We start from the raw sequence: 14,895 nt of genomic DNA on the forward strand, positions 1-14,895 counted from the left end.
TGTGGCTATTCCGAAAATTGTTCTCTTCTACCAGTTCACGCCGTTGGCGGACCCGGAAGCGATCAAGCTGTGGCAGCACAGCCTGGCCGAGTCCAACAACCTGACGGGCCGGATCATCGTCTCGCCGCACGGGATCAACGCGACGGTCGGCGGAGACATCGAGGATGTCAAGCGATATGTCCGTGGTACGCGTGGTTACGAACCCTTCCGTACCGCTGACATCAAGTGGTCGGACGGCCTCGGGAACGATTTCCCTCGTCTGAGTGTCAAGGCACGCTCGGAGATCGTGACGTTCGGTGCCCCCGACGAGCTGAAAGTCGACGAGAACGGTGTGGTCGGCGGAGGAGTTCACCTGGTGCCCAAGGAACTACACGAACTCGTCGACACTCGCGGTGACGACGTCGTGTTCTTCGACGGGCGCAATGCCTTCGAAGCCGAGATCGGCCGTTTCCGAGATGCGATAGTTCCGGACGTCGCCACCACTCGGGATTTCGTCAACGAACTCGACAGTGGCAAATACGACCATCTCAAGGGCAAAGCCGTGGTCACGTACTGCACCGGCGGAGTGCGCTGTGAGGTGTTGTCTTCGCTGATGCGCTCACGTGGCTTCGACGAGGTCTATCAGTTGGACGGCGGAATCGTCCGTTACGGCGAGACTTTCGGCGACCGCGGCCTCTGGGACGGTTCCCTGTACGTGTTCGACAAGCGGATGAACATCGAGTTCTCATCCGAAGCCAAGACACTCGGCGTGTGTGTCGATTGTGGTACTCCGACCCCGCGGTACCGCAACCGGATCGATGGCGACGGCCGAACCCTCGAATTGCTCTGCGAGAGTTGTTCACCAGACCTCGAGCAGGACTGAGCTGTGCCCAAGGCTCCGTTGCCGATCCGAAACGGTCTCGGACCTGACCGGCTGCGGATGCCGGCGGAGTCGTCGGCGCGGACCGTCCTCGAGCACCTGGTCGGCGAGCATCCCGGGGAGCGGGACCTGTGGGCGGACCTCGTCAGCGCCGGGGACGTCGTCGACGAGCACGGGCGGAAGATCACGAGCCGAACGCCCTATCAGCCGACCCGGTTCGTGTACTTCTACCGCGAGCCGGCCCCCGAGATTCCGGTTCCGCACGAGATCGAGATCTTGTACCGCGACGACTCGATTCTCGTGATCGACAAACCGCACTTCCTGGCGACCATTCCACGGGGAGCGCACATCGTCGAAAGCGCAGTCGTGCGCCTGCGCCGTGACCTGGACCTTCCGGATCTTGCGCCAGTTCACCGCCTCGACCGGATGACGGCGGGTGTCATCGTGTTCACCGTGACACCGGACCTACGACGGCCGTACCAGGAACTTTTTGCCGAGCAGCGGATCGTCAAGGAGTACGAGGCGATTGCGGGCTTCGATCCGGAACTGACTTTCCCTCGCACGGTGCGCAGTCGCATCAACAAAGTTCACGGCGAGATGACGGCTACCGAAATCGCGGGCGAGCCGAACAGTGAGACCTCGATCGAACTGATCGAGGTGATCACCGACTCGGCCGGCCGGACGCTCGGGCGATACAGGTTGCTCCCACGGACCGGCCGGACCCATCAGCTTCGGCTGCACCTCAACTCGCTGGGCGTCCCGATCGTCGGTGACAACTACTATCCGGAGTATCTGCCCGCAGTGCCCGGTGACTTCTCGACTCCGTTGCGATTGTTGGCGCGAGCGTTGGAGTACCCGGATCCGATCACCGGGCAGACCCGCAGGTTCGTGAGTTCGCGCAGCCTCGACGCAGGCCTGTGAACACCGCTGTTCGTGGGCGTGTGAAAACCGCTTCCGTCCTCGTGAAAGAATAGCTACCCGTGAAGACCTTCGAATCCTTGTTCGCCGAATTGACCGAGCGCGCTGCTACTCGCCCCGAGGGGTCCGGCACTGTCGCCGCCCTCGACGCCGGTGTGCATGCTCAGGGCAAAAAGGTCATCGAGGAAGCCGGTGAAGTGTGGATCGCTGCGGAATACCAGAGCGATGAGCAGCTAGCCGAGGAAATTTCCCAGCTGCTGTATTGGACGCAGGTGTTGATGGTCGGTCGCGGACTGACCCTCGAGGACGTGTACCGACATCTGTGATCGGAGCTGACCAGCGAGATGTACTCCGTCTCGCTCGTCCAGGGCTTCCGATTCATGTCGTCTCACGTCACCCACACCTTCCGAAAGGACATCCACCATGCTGCGCGTAGCAGTTCCCAACAAAGGCTCACTGTCCGAGTCCGCCGCCGAGATTCTCAGCGAGGCCGGCTACCGTCGACGCACCGATTCCCGTGATCTGACAGTCCTCGATCCGGCCAATCAGGTCGAGTTCTTCTTCTTGCGCCCCAAGGACATTGCGATCTACGTCGGCTCCGGTGAGCTGGATCTCGGCATCACCGGTCGTGATCTCGCCGGCGACTCGGGTGCTCCCGTATCCGAGCGTCTGTCACTGGGCTTCGGCCGTTCGTCGTTCCGTTACGCAGCACCGGCCGGCAAGGACTGGGCCGTCGAGGATCTGTCCGGCCTGCGCATTGCAACGTCGTACCCGAACCTGGTCCGTAAGGACCTCACAGATCGCGGACTCGACGCCACCGTCATCCGTCTCGACGGAGCAGTGGAAATCTCGATTCAGCTCGGCGTCGCCGACGCGATCGCCGACGTGGTCGGATCGGGTCGTACTCTCCGCCAACACAACCTCGTGGCTTTCGGTGAATCGCTCTGCGATTCCGAAGGTGTCCTGATCGAGCGCACCGGCGCTCCGCAGGACGATCCCGCCCGCAACCAGCTCATCGAACGCGTACGCGGAATTGTCTTCGCGCAGCAGAATCTGATGATCGACTACGACTGCCCGCGCACCATCCTCGACGACGCCATCAAGATGACTCCGGGTATGGAATCGCCGACCCTCTCGCCGTTGGCCGATCCCGACTGGGTCGCGGTTCGCGCGATGGTCCCGATCAAGGGACACAACCAGGTGATGGATGCCTTGGCCGAACTCGGTGCCAAGGCCATCCTCGCGTCGAACATCCGCTCGGTACGCGCTTTCTGATCACTGCCTAAATAGATTTACGCGCATTCGCGCCCGTTCCTGGAAATCAGGAACGGGCGCGAATCTGCAAAGTCTGGGCGATACGGCCCACGGCACCCTGCTCGTCGTAGAGCACGCCCGCGCACATGCCGACGCCGTCCGGACCCGTTGTGGTTTCGGCGGCGACACCGACCCACTCTCCCTCGGGCACACGGAAGATATGCACCGTGAGATCTGTGTTGAGGAACGTCCAGTGCTCCGGGTCGAGCTTGGCGCCGACCCCGTTTGAGATGTCGGCCACCGCGAACAAACGCTCGAGAGCAGACATCTTCTCACCCTCGACCAGCTCTGGCTTGGGGCGCGCCCATACCTTCCCGGTTCCCACGCACCCGATCGGAGCAATCCAGGACCAGTCGAGGGTCTTGAGATAGCCGACGCTCCACAGACCCTCGAGAACGCCCGGGGTGCCGCTGTCGCGGGGTTCGAGCGGGGGATCGACTACGTGGACGACGTCGCCGGTATCCACCGTCTCCATCCGCCACGCCGTACCGCGCGCAACCGCGCGTGCAGATCCGTCGGCGGTGGTTGCCCACAGTTCGGCGACGATCAATTCGATTCGGCGACCGGGTCGTTCGATCCAGGACCGGACTTCGAGGTCGGCAATCGGAATCGGTCCGAGAATCTCGACGACGACGCGCGTCAGACGGGTTTCGTCGCGCGCACCGCACCGCTCGAGGGCTCGTACCAACAGCGCCGACGGGGGAGCGCCGTGCTGCAGTGTCGGGCCCCAGATGCTGACAGTTGCCTGCGTGCTCGCGAACCGCTCGTGCCCTTCCTCCGTCGTTCCGAGGTAGCGGTAGTACGAACTGTCCGTCATGTTATGAATTCTCCTTTGCGGCAACAGGTTCGGTGCTCAGCAGGTCCGGCCAACCTGGATAGGGCGGAGGTGTTCCGCCGAACGAGGGGCACAGTGACTTGTGATCGCACCAGTCGCACAGTTTGCCAGGCTTGGGTCTGAAGTCTCCGGTCGCACCTGCTGCGAGGATCGCTCTCCAGATGGCGGAGAGGGTTCGCTCGAATCGGATGAGCTCGTCGTGATCCGGGGCGTACGTGAGAATCGAGCCGGAGGCCAGATAGATCAGGCGCAGTTGTGCGGGAACGATTCCGCGAGTGCGCAGCAGTACGAGCGCGTAGAACTTCATCTGGAAGAGCGCCTTGGATTCGGTGAACTCGCGAGGCGCTTTTCCGGTCTTGTAGTCGACCACCCGCACCTCACCCGTCGGTGCAACGTCTATCCGGTCGACGAAGCCGCGGAGTCGAACGCCGTTCTCCAATTCGGTCTCGACGTAGACCTCGCACGCCTCGGCATCGAATCGAGTGGGATCTTCGAGCGTGTAGTACGTCGCGACGAGCTTGCCGACTTCGTCGAGGAACGAATCCAGCTCGCCCTCCGGAACAAGGTCAGCGGCCTCGGGAGACTCGGCACTGACACGTTCCCACGCGGGACGGACGAGTTCGGCTGCGCGATCCGGAACCCGGTGACCGGTCGGGAGTGCAAACAGTGCTTCCAGTGCCGCGTGTACGACGGTGCCTCTGACCTGGGCTCTGGTTGGCGTTTCCGGAATTTTGTCGACTGCTCGGAAGCGATAGAGCAGGGGGCATTGTTTGTAGTCACCCGCCCGAGACGGAGAGAGCGCCGGCCGACTACGCGGGCGCTCGTGTGATGTTGCACCCGTTGGAGTGGGGGTTGGCAATTCGACAGAGCTCACACCTGGCAGGCTATGCGGTTGGTCCGACAACTCCGTCGGAGCCGGTGGCGAGGACACCGGAAACAAGCGAACAGGGATCATCTGCGCATGGCGAACGAGCTGCAACCAGAAGAAGGCACGACCGAAGTGGATGAGGTTGCGCAGTCCGCTGTCGCCGAGATTCCCGAACAAGAGCTTCCAGAAGCTGATCTCACTGCGCCGGGCAAGCGGCCGTCAGGTCCGTTCCGCGTCGGCGACCGAGTACAGCTGACCGACGGCAAGGGACGCCACTACACGATCGTTCTCGAGGCGAACCGCGAATACCACACCCACAAGGGCGGAATCGTTCACAACGATCTGATCGGTGCCGACGAGGGCAGCGTCGTCAAGTCGGTCAACGGCACGCCCTATCTCGCACTGCGCCCCCTGCTGGTGGACTACGTGCTGTCCATGCCGCGCGGTGCCCAGGTCATCTACCCGAAGGACGCAGCTCAGATCGTCCACGAAGGCGACGTGTTCCCAGGAGCACGCGTGCTCGAGGCCGGAGCCGGCTCCGGCGCACTGACATGTTCGCTGCTGCGTGCCGTCGGACCCGAGGGCAAGGTCATCTCCTACGAGGTCCGCGACGATCATGCCGAACATGCGGTTCGCAACGTCGAGACCTTCTTCGGGGAACGTCCGCCGAACTGGGAACTGACCATCGCCGATCTCGCCGAGTTCGATCCGGAAGCGCACGGAGGCAAGGTCGATCGCGTCGTCCTCGACATGCTGGCCCCGTGGGACGTCCTGCCCGCCGTCTCGAAGGCACTCGTGCCGGGCGGCGTGTTGATCGTCTACGTCGCGACCGTTACTCAGCTCTCGAAGGTCGTCGAGGCGATGCGCGAGCAGGAATGCTGGACCGAGCCACGCTCGTGGGAATCGATCGTGCGCGGTTGGCACGTCGTCGGATTGGCGGTGCGCCCCGAACATCGGATGCAAGGCCACACCGCGTTCCTCGTGAGCGCTCGTCGTCTCGCCGAAGGAACTGTCACCCCGAAGCCGCAGCGGCGTGCGGGCAAGGGCTCGAACACCGCGGCCAAGTAGTCACACGAAAACAACAAGAGCGGCGATCCGGTATCCGGATCGCCGCTCTTGTAGTAGCTGGAAGTTATGCGGTGCAGGAAGCGCGGCCCATTTCCAGGAGCACGCAAGCCGAGGTGTCGGACAGCTTCCAGGAGCCGTCTTCGAGCTCCCAGGTCCACGGGGTGGCCGGGGCGGCGCCGTGCGGGCTGACGACGGCGACGTCTGCGGTTGCGGTCTGACCGTCGACCTTGACGTTGTCCACGTTGAACGTGATCGCGTAGGCCGGGTTACCGCCCAGTGCAGCACTCATCGTCTCGATGTTGGCCTGACGCTTGGTTCCGTCGACCACCAGAGCGGTCTTCTCCTCGATCGGCTTGGCCGGATCGATCAGAGCGACGAGCGAAGCGTTGAGCTCCTCGGCCGTCGGAGCGGCAGCGGCAGCGGCAGCTGACGTCGTGGCGGAAGCCGAGGCCTTGGCCGTGGTGCTCGAGGCGGCGGCGGAAGTAGAACTTGCAGCCGTCGAATCCTTGTTGTCGTCCGAGCTGCATGCACCCATGGTCAGGACGGCAGCGACAGCACAAGCGCTGATGAGAGTCTTGCGGATGATCACAGCGTTACCTTTCGTTGTAAAGAGAGACAGGCGCTGTCTCCATCTTGTAGGCAAGGCTAACATGACCAAAATCTGGCTCGAGACCAGTCGGCACGGTCCGCGCGCAGGTGTGAATTCGCACTCGCGCACCGTGTCTGGCGACAGTTGGGGCCTTATGCCGGTAGCGTTGATGGATCGCACTGGGAGGAGACGCACATGAGCTCGACAGAGAACCCGGATTCGGTTGCGGCAGCAGAAGAACTCCACGCGCTACGAGTGGAAGCACAAGTACTGCGCCGACAACTTGCACAATCGCCGGAGCAGGTGCGTGAGCTGGAGTCGAAGGTGGACTCGTTGTCCATCCGAAACAGCAAGTTGATGGACACCCTCAAAGAGGCCCGTCAGCAGCTCATCGCGCTTCGTGAAGAAGTCGACAGACTCGGTCAACCGCCGAGCGGTTACGGAGTCCTTCTCTCGGTACACGAGGACAAGACCGTCGACGTGTTCACGTCGGGTCGCAAGATGCGGTTGACGTGCTCACCGAACATCGACACGGACACCCTCGCCCTCGGGCAGACGGTTCGCCTCAACGAGGCACTCACGATCGTCGAGGCCGGCACCTACGAGCAGGTCGGTGAGATCAGCACGCTCCGTGAGGTACTCGACGACGGCTTGCGCGCACTGGTGGTCGGCCATGCCGACGAAGAGCGCATCGTCTGGCTCGCAGCACCGCTGGCGGCCGTCTTCGCCGACCCCGAAGCCGACATCATCGCGTACGACGCCGATTCTCCGACCAGGAAACTGCGTCCGGGTGACTCGTTGCTCGTCGACACCAAGGCCGGGTACGCCTTCGAGCGCATCCCGAAGGCCGAGGTCGAAGATCTGGTTCTCGAAGAAGTTCCGGACGTTCACTACGACGACATCGGTGGTCTCGGGCGTCAGATCGAGCAGATCCGTGATGCCGTCGAACTCCCGTTCCTCCACAAGGATCTGTTCCACGAGTACTCGCTGAGGCCGCCGAAGGGTGTACTGCTCTACGGTCCGCCTGGTTGCGGCAAGACGCTCATCGCCAAGGCCGTCGCCAACTCGTTGGCCAAGAAGATCGCCGAAGCCCGCGGTCAGGACAGCAAGGACGCCAAGTCCTACTTCCTGAACATCAAGGGCCCGGAACTTCTGAACAAGTTCGTCGGCGAAACCGAGCGTCACATCCGGATGATCTTCCAGCGTGCTCGTGAGAAGGCGTCCGAGGGCACTCCGGTGATCGTCTTCTTCGACGAGATGGACTCGATCTTCCGTACCCGTGGTTCGGGAGTCTCCTCCGACGTGGAGACAACGGTCGTTCCGCAGCTGCTCAGCGAGATCGACGGTGTGGAAGGGCTCGAGAACGTCATCGTCATCGGCGCTTCCAACCGTGAGGACATGATCGACCCGGCCATCCTGCGTCCCGGCCGACTGGACGTGAAGATCAAGATCGAGCGCCCCGACGCGGAATCCGCTCAGGACATCTTCTCGAAGTACCTGGTGGACGGTCTGCCGATCAATGCAGACGACCTCGCCGAGTTCGGTGGAGATCGCACTGCATGCTTGAAGGCGATGATCGTTCGCGTCGTCGATCGCATGTACGCGGAGAGCGAAGAGAATCGTTTCCTCGAGGTCACGTACGCCAACGGCGACAAGGAAGTTCTGTTCTTCAAGGACTTCAACTCGGGGGCGATGATCCAGAACATCGTCGACCGCGCCAAGAAGTACGCGATCAAGTCTGTGCTCGACACCGGTGCTCCGGGCTTGCGTGTGCAGCACCTCTTCGATTCCATCGTCGACGAGTTCGCCGAGAACGAGGATCTGCCCAACACCACCAATCCTGATGACTGGGCACGTATTTCGGGCAAGAAGGGTGAGCGGATCGTCTACATCCGCACTCTCGTCACGGGCAAGAACGCCAGTGCGAGCCGCGCGATCGACACGGAGTCGAACACGGGCCAGTACCTGTAGCGAAACGAACATCGATCGGGCCGGCCACTCCGCGAGAGTTGTCGGCCCGATCTCTGCGTCGCTGCCGTTGACTTCGTTGCGATTGGACCGGTCGGTCGCGCTGGTTTAGAGTCCCGCCGTGCAGATACATCTTCGACACAATCCGTCGTCCACAGTCGCTCGCTGCTACCTCGCGCCCGGCGAACCGCTGCGCGTGGAGAGCGGGGCGATGCTCGCGCATTCTGCCGGCGTAGTTCTCGAAGCGAAGGCGCAGGGCGGCGTCCTGCAGGGACTCAAGCGGTCGATGCTGAGCGGCGAATCATTTTTCGTCACGACGTATACCGCTCCGCCGCAAGGTGGTTGGGTCGACGTGACTGGTGTGCTTCCCGGAGATCTGATCCCGCTGACCATCACCTCTGATCGCCCGTTCTTCCTCAACCGTGGAACCTGGTTGGCCAACTCCTACGGTGTGACGGTCGAGTCCAAGTGGGGCGGCATGTCCAACCTCTTCGGCGGTGAAGGAGGCTTCGGCCTGCGGGCAAGTGGCGACGGTGAAGTAGTGCTGGCCGTCTACGGCGCGATCGACGTCATCGACTTGCAGCCAGGCGAGACAGTCACGATCGATACCGGTCACGTGGTCGCCTACGACCTCGGCATGAATTTCAACATGCGGCGCGCCGTTCAGGGGCGCACCATTCAGTCGATGAAGTCCGGTGAAGGATTTGTCTTCGACTTCACCGGACCCGGTCGCGTTCTCGCGCAGACCCGCAACCCCAGCGCGTTCGCTGCGTGGCTCTCGGCGATCACCCCGGGCTGATCACAGGTCCCACCAGTGTTCAGTCCCAGCGGTGTTCAGTCCCAGCGGTGTTCAGCTCCAGCAATAGTCGGCCAGCAGCGCGCGTGAGTCCGGAACGAACGGCCACGACGGGTCCTGCAGGTGGGCGCCGAGTTCTTTCGGCGTCCACCACCAACCTTCGGCGATCTCGCTGGGCTGATGTGCCATCGGCCCGTCGTATCTGAGTTCGAACGCAAACAGGTGACAGCGCAACGGAGAGTTGTTCCACTCGCCGTCCCAGGATTTTCGAGCGATCTCCGTCAGTCGGAGTGGCTGGTCTGCCGTTCCGAAGATTCCGAGTTCTTCACCGACTTCACGGATCGCAGTTTCCTGCGGCGTCTCACCTGGATCGACGACACCTCCGGCAAGACAGTCGTGATAGCCCCCGAACACCGCTTTCGTGTCGGTTCGGCGATGGACGTAGATGCGGGAGCCGTCCCCGGTACGAACCAGGACGCCCGCACTCGCGTGCCAGAGCCCACCCGAGTAGACGACCGAACGTGGTGCTCGGCCGATCGGATTACCCGTCCGGTCGTACACGGCGACTACCTCGTCCGCGGGATTCAGGTCTGCGGTGAGAGGTTGGTGCATTCCTCCAACTGTGCCACGCCTGTGGGTGCCGCGCCGCAATCACATAGGCTCTTGTGTCATGCAGCGGATCATCGGTGTCGAGGTCGAATACGGAATATCTTCACCCAGTGAGCCGTCGGCGAATCCGATTCTCACTTCAACCCAGGCGGTGCTTGCCTACGCCGCCGCAGCGGGCGTGCCACGGGCCAAGCGCACACGCTGGGATTACGAGGTCGAATCTCCGCTGCGAGATGCCCGAGGCTTCGATCTGGGGCGAATGAGCGGTCCCGCGCCGGTGATCGACGCGGACGAGATCGGCGCCGCGAACATGATTCTCACCAACGGGGCACGGTTGTACGTCGATCACGCCCATCCGGAGTATTCGGCGCCCGAGGTCGCCGACCCGCTCGACGCCGTGATCTGGGACAAGGCCGGCGAACGCGTCATGGAAGCGGCTGCGCGGCACGCATCCAGCGTGCCGGGTGCGCCACGGCTGCAGCTGTACAAGAACAACGTCGACGGCAAGGGTGCCTCGTACGGCACGCACGAGAACTACCTCTGCTCACGTGAGACCCCGTTCGCCTCGATCGTGACCGGTTTGACGCCGTTTTTCGCGTCCCGGCAGGTGATCTGCGGTTCCGGTCGTGTGGGTCTCGGTCAGTCCGGCGACGAGGCCGGATTCCAGCTTTCGCAGCGATCCGACTACATCGAGGTCGAAGTAGGCCTCGAGACCACTCTCAAGCGCGGAATCATCAACACCCGCGACGAACCGCACGCGGATGCGGACAAGTATCGCCGCCTGCACGTCATCATCGGTGACGCGAACCTCGCGGAGATGTCGACGTACCTCAAGGTGGGAACAACGGCGCTGGTACTCGACCTGATCGAGGCAGGTGTCGACCTCACCGATCTGCAACTGGCGCGTCCGGTCACCGCCGTCCACCACATCAGTCACGACCCCACTCTGCGCAAGACCGTTGCGCTGGCCGACGGACGTGAACTGACAGGGCTTGCGCTGCAACGCATTTACCTCGAACGTGTCTCGAAGTTCCTCGACCGTGAGACCGATCGTGATCCGCGAGCGGACGATATCGTCGCCAAGTGGGCGATGGTTCTCGATCTCCTCGAGCGCGATCCCATGGAGTGCGCGAACATCCTCGACTGGCCGGCCAAACTGCGTCTGCTCGAAGGGTTCCGCAATCGTGAGGGACTCGCGTGGTCGGCGCCGCGATTGCATCTGGTGGATCTGCAGTACTCCGACGTGCGACTCGACAAGGGCCTGTACAACCGCCTGGTTGCTCGCGGCTCCATGGAGCGGCTTGTCACCGAACAGCAGGTTCTCGACGCGGTCACGAACCCTCCCACCGACACTCGCGCATACTTCCGGGGCGAGTGCCTACGCCGATTCGGTGCCGATATCGCGGCCGCGAGCTGGGATTCGGTCATCTTCGATCTCGGCGGTGAATCGTTGATCCGTATCCCCACCCTCGAGCCGCTTCGAGGTACCAAAGCGCACGTCGGAGCGTTGCTCGACTCCGTGGACAGCGCCGCGGAACTGGTTGATCAGCTCACTCACTGAAATCAGCCGATGCGGCTCGCCGTCGCGTCTCTCCACACCTGACGGTGCCGCTCGGTAGGGTGAAGGTCCGAGCGGGATCAGTTACCGACTCTGCTGGGCCGAACAGGATGCTCGCGAGAGCTCCCTTCACACAAGGAGGTCGACGGCGATGGCTCAAGAACAGACGCAGCGTGCCGGTGGCGGCGAAGACGACGAAACCACTGGTGGCGACGGCAGTGCCGGCCAGGAACGTCGCGAGAAGCTAGCTGCAGAAACCGACGACCTGCTCGACGAGATCGACGACGTGTTGGAAGAGAACGCCGAGGACTTCGTCCGTGCCTACGTCCAGAAGGGCGGCCAGTGACGGTGGATCGCGCGCCCCGGATCACAGACGGGGACACACGGTTGAGCTTCGGCTCGAATCTGTCGTCATTCTCGGAATACCTTCGGGTGCATGCACCGGAGCATCTTCCGCAGAACCGCTTCGCCGACACAGGAGGTGTTGTCATGGGCGGGGGAGACGTAGCTCCGCACGGCACCACCATCGTCGCGATCAGCTATGCGGGTGGTGTTCTGCTCGCGGGTGATCGCCGAGCGACGATGGGCAATCTCATCGCCAGCCGTGACGTGCAGAAGGTGTACGTCACGGACGACTACTCGGCTGCGGGTATTGCCGGTACGGCCGGGATCGCAATCGAACTGGTCCGGCTCTTCGCGGTCGAGCTCGAACATTACGAGAAGATCGAAGGCGTCCCACTCACGTTCGACGGCAAGGCCAATCGACTTTCGTCGATGGTTCGAGGAAATCTCGGAGCAGCGATGCAAGGTTTGGCGGTTGTGCCACTGCTCGTGGGTTACGACCTGGACGCGGTCGATCCGTCCACCGCCGGTCGCATCGTCTCCTACGACGTCGTCGGTGGGCGATACGAGGAGCGCGCGGGCTATCACGCAGTCGGATCCGGCTCCCTGTTCGCGAAATCGGCGCTCAAGAAGCTGTATTCACCGGGAATCGACGAGGACACCGCGCTTCGGTTCGCCGTCGAGGCGCTGTACGACGCGGCAGATGACGATTCGGCTACCGGTGGTCCTGATCTGACACGAGGGATCTATCCGACGGCGGTCACCATCACCTCGGCCGGCGCTGTCGAGTTGTCGCCCACCAGGGCTGCCGAGATCGCCAGGGAGATCGTCGCGGCTCGCACGGCGACCGTGAGTCCGGAAGGGGAGTCTGCGCTATGACGATGCCGTATTACGCATCAGCCGAACAGATCATGCGCGATCGTTCGGAATTGGCGCGCAAGGGAATTGCCCGCGGGCGCAGCGTCGTCGTTCTCACCTACCGCGACGGAGTGCTCTTTGTCGCCGAGAATCCGTCGCGTGCTCTGCACAAGGTCAGCGAACTGTACGACCGTCTCGGATTCGCGGCAGTGGGCAAGTACAACGAGTTCGAGAATCTGCGCCGCGCGGGCATCGTCCACGCAGACATGCGTGGGTACTCGTACGACCGTCGGGACGTCACCGGGCGTTCGCTCGCCAATGCGTACGCACAAACCCTGGGAACGATCTTCACCGAGCAGCCCAAGCCGTACGAGGTCGAGATCTGTGTTGCCGAGATCGGTCGCTTCGGAAGCAGTACGCCGGCTCAGCTCTACCGGATCACGTACGACGGATCCATCGCGGACGAGCAGGAATTCGTGGTCATGGGCGGCACGACCGAACCGATCGTGACGGCGATGCGCGAGTCGTACCAGCGAGACCTCGACCTCGAATCCGCAGTGCGGATTGCAGTCGGGGCGCTCCAAAAGGGCGGCCCGGCACCGGCCGGAACCACTGAGGCGGAACCACGAACTCTCGATGTGAGTGCACTCGAGGTTGCCGTACTCGACAGCAATCGTCCACGCCGTGCGTTCAAACGGATCGCTGGAACGGTTTTGGAAGAGATGCTTCCAGCTCCGGCAGCAGTCGAGGATGCGCCGCCGGCAAACGGCGACGCACCCTCGTAGATACTCCGTAGGTCTGGGAGTTACTGCAGGTCTGGAGTTACTGAGTGACTCGGTAGACGGCCACCGCGCCCGGTTCGGTGTCGAAATCGAACCGGCGCGCGTCTGCCACCACTTCACCGTCGGTGGCGATGGCTACCGGTGAATCGGCGACTCGGACCGACATCGACGAGACGAGTTCGCGAACGTAGACCCGCGAGCTGCCCAATGTTCCTGTGGCAGCCGCAAACAGCAGACGTGAGCGCGAGAATTTCTTGTCCGCGCGCAGATAGCGGACGTCGAGTAGTCCACGGTTCATCTCCGGACGCGACATCGGCACCTGATCGGCGGGGGAGTATCGCCCGTTTCCGACGAACAGCATCCAGATTGTGGTCCGCTTCCCGTCGATGGTCACCGTCATCGGCTCCGCCGCTGCGAGAACCCGGATCATCGCGGCTCCTGCGGCCGGCCACTTACCGAAACGCGGTTCCCATTTTTCCCTCAGGCGCACAGCATCCGGGTATCCACCGAGGCTGGCTGTGTTGAGAAACCGTGCAGTCACTCCGGAATCCGTGCGCACCACCGCGTGGTCGACGAATGCCGCCTGACCGGACTCGACTGCCTGTGCGGTCTCCTCGACATTCACCGCCCCGACGTCGCGGGCGAAATGGTTCAATGTTCCGCCGGGAAAAACCGCAAGTGGTAGCTCGTGCTTTGTCGCCGCGGTCGCGACCGTGACCACTGTTCCGTCGCCGCCGCATACACCCAACGCTTTCGGCGAGAGCTCGGGGATCTTGGCATCGATCTGCATGTCGAAGTCGATGTCCGCGTCGAACTCGTAGACGATCGCTTCCGGTAGTAGTTCTCGAATCGATTCCACGATCCCGTCGTCCTCGGAGCCTGAACCCGGATTGGTGAAGACCAACAAGCCTTCTCCGCGCGGGAGCGCGGGAACCACGCACTCGGGTCCGAGTTCGGCGGGCTCTTCGTCGCGTACCGCCCACCAACGACGCGTGCCGGCAGCGATAGCACCGCCGACCGCGAGGCCTGCGAAGACGTCGGACGGCCAGTGGACTCCGTTGTGAACGCGTGAGTACGCCACTGCTGCGGCCAGTGGTGCGAGAGCAGCTCCAGCAACCGGGGACTCCATGGCCACTGCCGCGGTGAATGCCGCGGCCGAAGACGAATGTCCGGAGGGGAACGAGGACGACGTCGGAATGTCGACGCCTCGCTTCGGGCTCAGCCAGACGCGTGCCGGTGGGCGTCGGCGGGGAAAGAGGGGCTTGAGTATGCCGTTGGCCAGCGCGCTGGAACCGGCCAGTGCGAGCAGCCCGCGTGCTGCTGCCCTACGGGGCCGCCCGCCGATCATCGCGAGCAAGGCGGCGACAACCATCCACAAAACGCCGTGATCGGCGGCTCTGGAGAGAAACCGCATGGTCGGGTCGAGCACGGAAGGGCGCAGTGCTCCAGTGCTTTCCATGACTTTGACGTCGCTTCGGACAACTTTTCGGCGAATAAGGCTCACACCGTCACACTATGCTGCCGCCCGACG

Annotated in this window: 16 protein-coding genes; 11 read left to right on the forward strand and 5 right to left on the reverse strand. The window is 62.9% G+C overall.

Annotation, left to right across the window (positions count from 1 at the left end; translation table 11 throughout):
* Position 1: 1 nt before the first annotated feature.
* The 4 genes from ATN37_RS08505 (at position 2) to hisG (ending at position 3,052) form a co-directional block, all read left to right on the forward strand.
* On the forward strand, positions 2 to 862 hold the full coding sequence (locus ATN37_RS08505; protein ID WP_042450983.1) for a rhodanese-related sulfurtransferase: 861 nt from the start codon (positions 2 to 4) through the stop codon (positions 860 to 862).
* A 57-nt stretch (positions 863 to 919) separates the two neighbouring features.
* The gene (locus ATN37_RS08510) at positions 920 to 1,780 is read left to right on the forward strand and encodes a pseudouridine synthase (protein ID WP_047270562.1); all 861 of its coding nucleotides are present in this window, start codon (positions 920 to 922) and stop codon (positions 1,778 to 1,780) included.
* A 59-nt stretch (positions 1,781 to 1,839) separates the two neighbouring features.
* Entirely contained in the window at positions 1,840 to 2,103 is a 264-nt protein-coding gene (locus ATN37_RS08515; RefSeq protein ID WP_003944933.1) for a phosphoribosyl-ATP diphosphatase, read from the forward strand.
* Positions 2,104 to 2,200: 97 nt separating this feature from the next.
* The gene (hisG, locus tag ATN37_RS08520; RefSeq protein WP_003944905.1) at positions 2,201 to 3,052 is read left to right on the forward strand and encodes an ATP phosphoribosyltransferase; all 852 of its coding nucleotides are present in this window, start codon (positions 2,201 to 2,203) and stop codon (positions 3,050 to 3,052) included.
* A gap of 46 nt (positions 3,053 to 3,098) precedes the next feature.
* On the opposite strand, the gene ATN37_RS08525 is transcribed toward hisG, so the two are convergent.
* Together ATN37_RS08525 and ATN37_RS08530 are read right to left on the reverse strand one after the other, a co-directional pair.
* Positions 3,099 to 3,908 carry a thioesterase family protein gene (locus ATN37_RS08525; protein ID WP_003944950.1) on the reverse strand — a complete coding sequence of 270 codons (810 nt, stop codon included), beginning with the start codon at positions 3,906 to 3,908 and terminating at the stop codon, positions 3,099 to 3,101.
* A 1-nt stretch (position 3,909) separates the two neighbouring features.
* Positions 3,910 to 4,800 (reverse strand): RecB family exonuclease, encoded by an 891-nt coding sequence (locus ATN37_RS08530; RefSeq protein ID WP_372482296.1) that lies wholly within the window; start codon positions 4,798 to 4,800, stop codon positions 3,910 to 3,912.
* Between the two features lie 87 nt (positions 4,801 to 4,887).
* Here ATN37_RS08530 and ATN37_RS08535 point away from each other — a divergent pair, with 87 nt between their 5' ends.
* Positions 4,888 to 5,862 (forward strand): tRNA (adenine-N1)-methyltransferase, encoded by a 975-nt coding sequence (locus tag ATN37_RS08535; protein WP_218960111.1) that lies wholly within the window; start codon positions 4,888 to 4,890, stop codon positions 5,860 to 5,862.
* Between the two features lie 64 nt (positions 5,863 to 5,926).
* Here ATN37_RS08535 and ATN37_RS08540 read toward each other — a convergent pair whose 3' ends face one another.
* Positions 5,927 to 6,451 carry a hypothetical protein gene (locus ATN37_RS08540; RefSeq protein ID WP_003944789.1) on the reverse strand — a complete coding sequence of 175 codons (525 nt, stop codon included), beginning with the start codon at positions 6,449 to 6,451 and terminating at the stop codon, positions 5,927 to 5,929.
* Between the two features lie 195 nt (positions 6,452 to 6,646).
* On the opposite strand from ATN37_RS08540, the gene arc reads away from it, so the two are divergent.
* A complete protein-coding gene (gene arc, locus ATN37_RS08545) occupies positions 6,647 to 8,422 on the forward strand; it encodes a proteasome ATPase (protein ID WP_003944870.1) in 1,776 nt (591 codons plus the stop codon).
* A 118-nt stretch (positions 8,423 to 8,540) separates the two neighbouring features.
* Positions 8,541 to 9,218, forward strand: coding sequence for a TIGR00266 family protein (locus ATN37_RS08550; protein ID WP_003944961.1), 678 nt, complete (start codon positions 8,541 to 8,543; stop codon positions 9,216 to 9,218).
* Between the two features lie 51 nt (positions 9,219 to 9,269).
* Here ATN37_RS08550 and ATN37_RS08555 read toward each other — a convergent pair whose 3' ends face one another.
* Positions 9,270 to 9,827: an NUDIX domain-containing protein gene (locus ATN37_RS08555; protein ID WP_007729886.1), complete on the reverse strand. Its 558-nt coding sequence runs from the start codon at positions 9,825 to 9,827 to the stop codon at positions 9,270 to 9,272.
* 58 nt (positions 9,828 to 9,885) lie between these two features.
* Here ATN37_RS08555 and dop point away from each other — a divergent pair, with 58 nt between their 5' ends.
* The 4 genes from dop (at position 9,886) to prcA (ending at position 13,367) form a co-directional block, all read left to right on the forward strand.
* Complete coding sequence (gene dop, locus ATN37_RS08560; protein WP_003944852.1) at positions 9,886 to 11,385, forward strand: depupylase/deamidase Dop; 1,500 nt, start codon at positions 9,886 to 9,888, stop codon at positions 11,383 to 11,385.
* Between the two features lie 148 nt (positions 11,386 to 11,533).
* Positions 11,534 to 11,728, forward strand: coding sequence for a ubiquitin-like protein Pup (locus ATN37_RS08565; protein ID WP_003944925.1), 195 nt, complete (start codon positions 11,534 to 11,536; stop codon positions 11,726 to 11,728).
* Positions 11,725 to 12,603 (forward strand): proteasome subunit beta, encoded by an 879-nt coding sequence (gene prcB, locus ATN37_RS08570; protein WP_007729873.1) that lies wholly within the window; start codon positions 11,725 to 11,727, stop codon positions 12,601 to 12,603. The genes ATN37_RS08565 and prcB overlap by 4 nt, the downstream gene beginning before the upstream one ends.
* Positions 12,600 to 13,367, forward strand: a complete 768-nt coding sequence (prcA, locus tag ATN37_RS08575; RefSeq protein WP_003945006.1) for a proteasome subunit alpha — start codon at positions 12,600 to 12,602, stop codon at positions 13,365 to 13,367. Before prcB ends, prcA begins: the two co-directional genes overlap by 4 nt.
* Positions 13,368 to 13,404: 37 nt before the next feature.
* Here prcA and ATN37_RS08580 read toward each other — a convergent pair whose 3' ends face one another.
* Complete coding sequence (locus tag ATN37_RS08580; RefSeq protein WP_007729871.1) at positions 13,405 to 14,823, reverse strand: bifunctional phosphatase PAP2/diacylglycerol kinase family protein; 1,419 nt, start codon at positions 14,821 to 14,823, stop codon at positions 13,405 to 13,407.
* Between the last annotated feature and the right edge of the window lie 72 nt (positions 14,824 to 14,895).

Source organism: Rhodococcus sp. MH15 (assembly GCF_019266045.1).
GTDB classification, from domain to species: Bacteria; Actinomycetota; Actinomycetes; order Mycobacteriales; family Mycobacteriaceae; genus Rhodococcus_F; species Rhodococcus_F qingshengii.

Excerpts from the sequence above, each read along its gene's own strand:
- ATN37_RS08565 (WP_003944925.1), top strand. The coding sequence starts at position 11,534 with ATGGCTCAAGAACAGACGCAGCGTGCCGGTGGCGGCGAAGACGACGAA.
- ATN37_RS08510 (WP_047270562.1), top strand. The coding sequence starts at position 920 with ATGCCGGCGGAGTCGTCGGCGCGGACCGTCCTCGAGCACCTGGTCGGC.
- ATN37_RS08525 (WP_003944950.1), bottom strand. The coding sequence starts at position 3,908 with ATGACGGACAGTTCGTACTACCGCTACCTCGGAACGACGGAGGAAGGG.
- hisG (WP_003944905.1), top strand. The coding sequence starts at position 2,201 with ATGCTGCGCGTAGCAGTTCCCAACAAAGGCTCACTGTCCGAGTCCGCC.
- ATN37_RS08580 (WP_007729871.1), bottom strand. The coding sequence starts at position 14,823 with ATGGAAAGCACTGGAGCACTGCGCCCTTCCGTGCTCGACCCGACCATG.
- ATN37_RS08555 (WP_007729886.1), bottom strand. The coding sequence starts at position 9,827 with ATGCACCAACCTCTCACCGCAGACCTGAATCCCGCGGACGAGGTAGTC.
- arc (WP_003944870.1), top strand. The coding sequence starts at position 6,647 with ATGAGCTCGACAGAGAACCCGGATTCGGTTGCGGCAGCAGAAGAACTC.
- prcA (WP_003945006.1), top strand. The coding sequence starts at position 12,600 with ATGACGATGCCGTATTACGCATCAGCCGAACAGATCATGCGCGATCGT.
- dop (WP_003944852.1), top strand. The coding sequence starts at position 9,886 with ATGCAGCGGATCATCGGTGTCGAGGTCGAATACGGAATATCTTCACCC.
- ATN37_RS08535 (WP_218960111.1), top strand. The coding sequence starts at position 4,888 with ATGGCGAACGAGCTGCAACCAGAAGAAGGCACGACCGAAGTGGATGAG.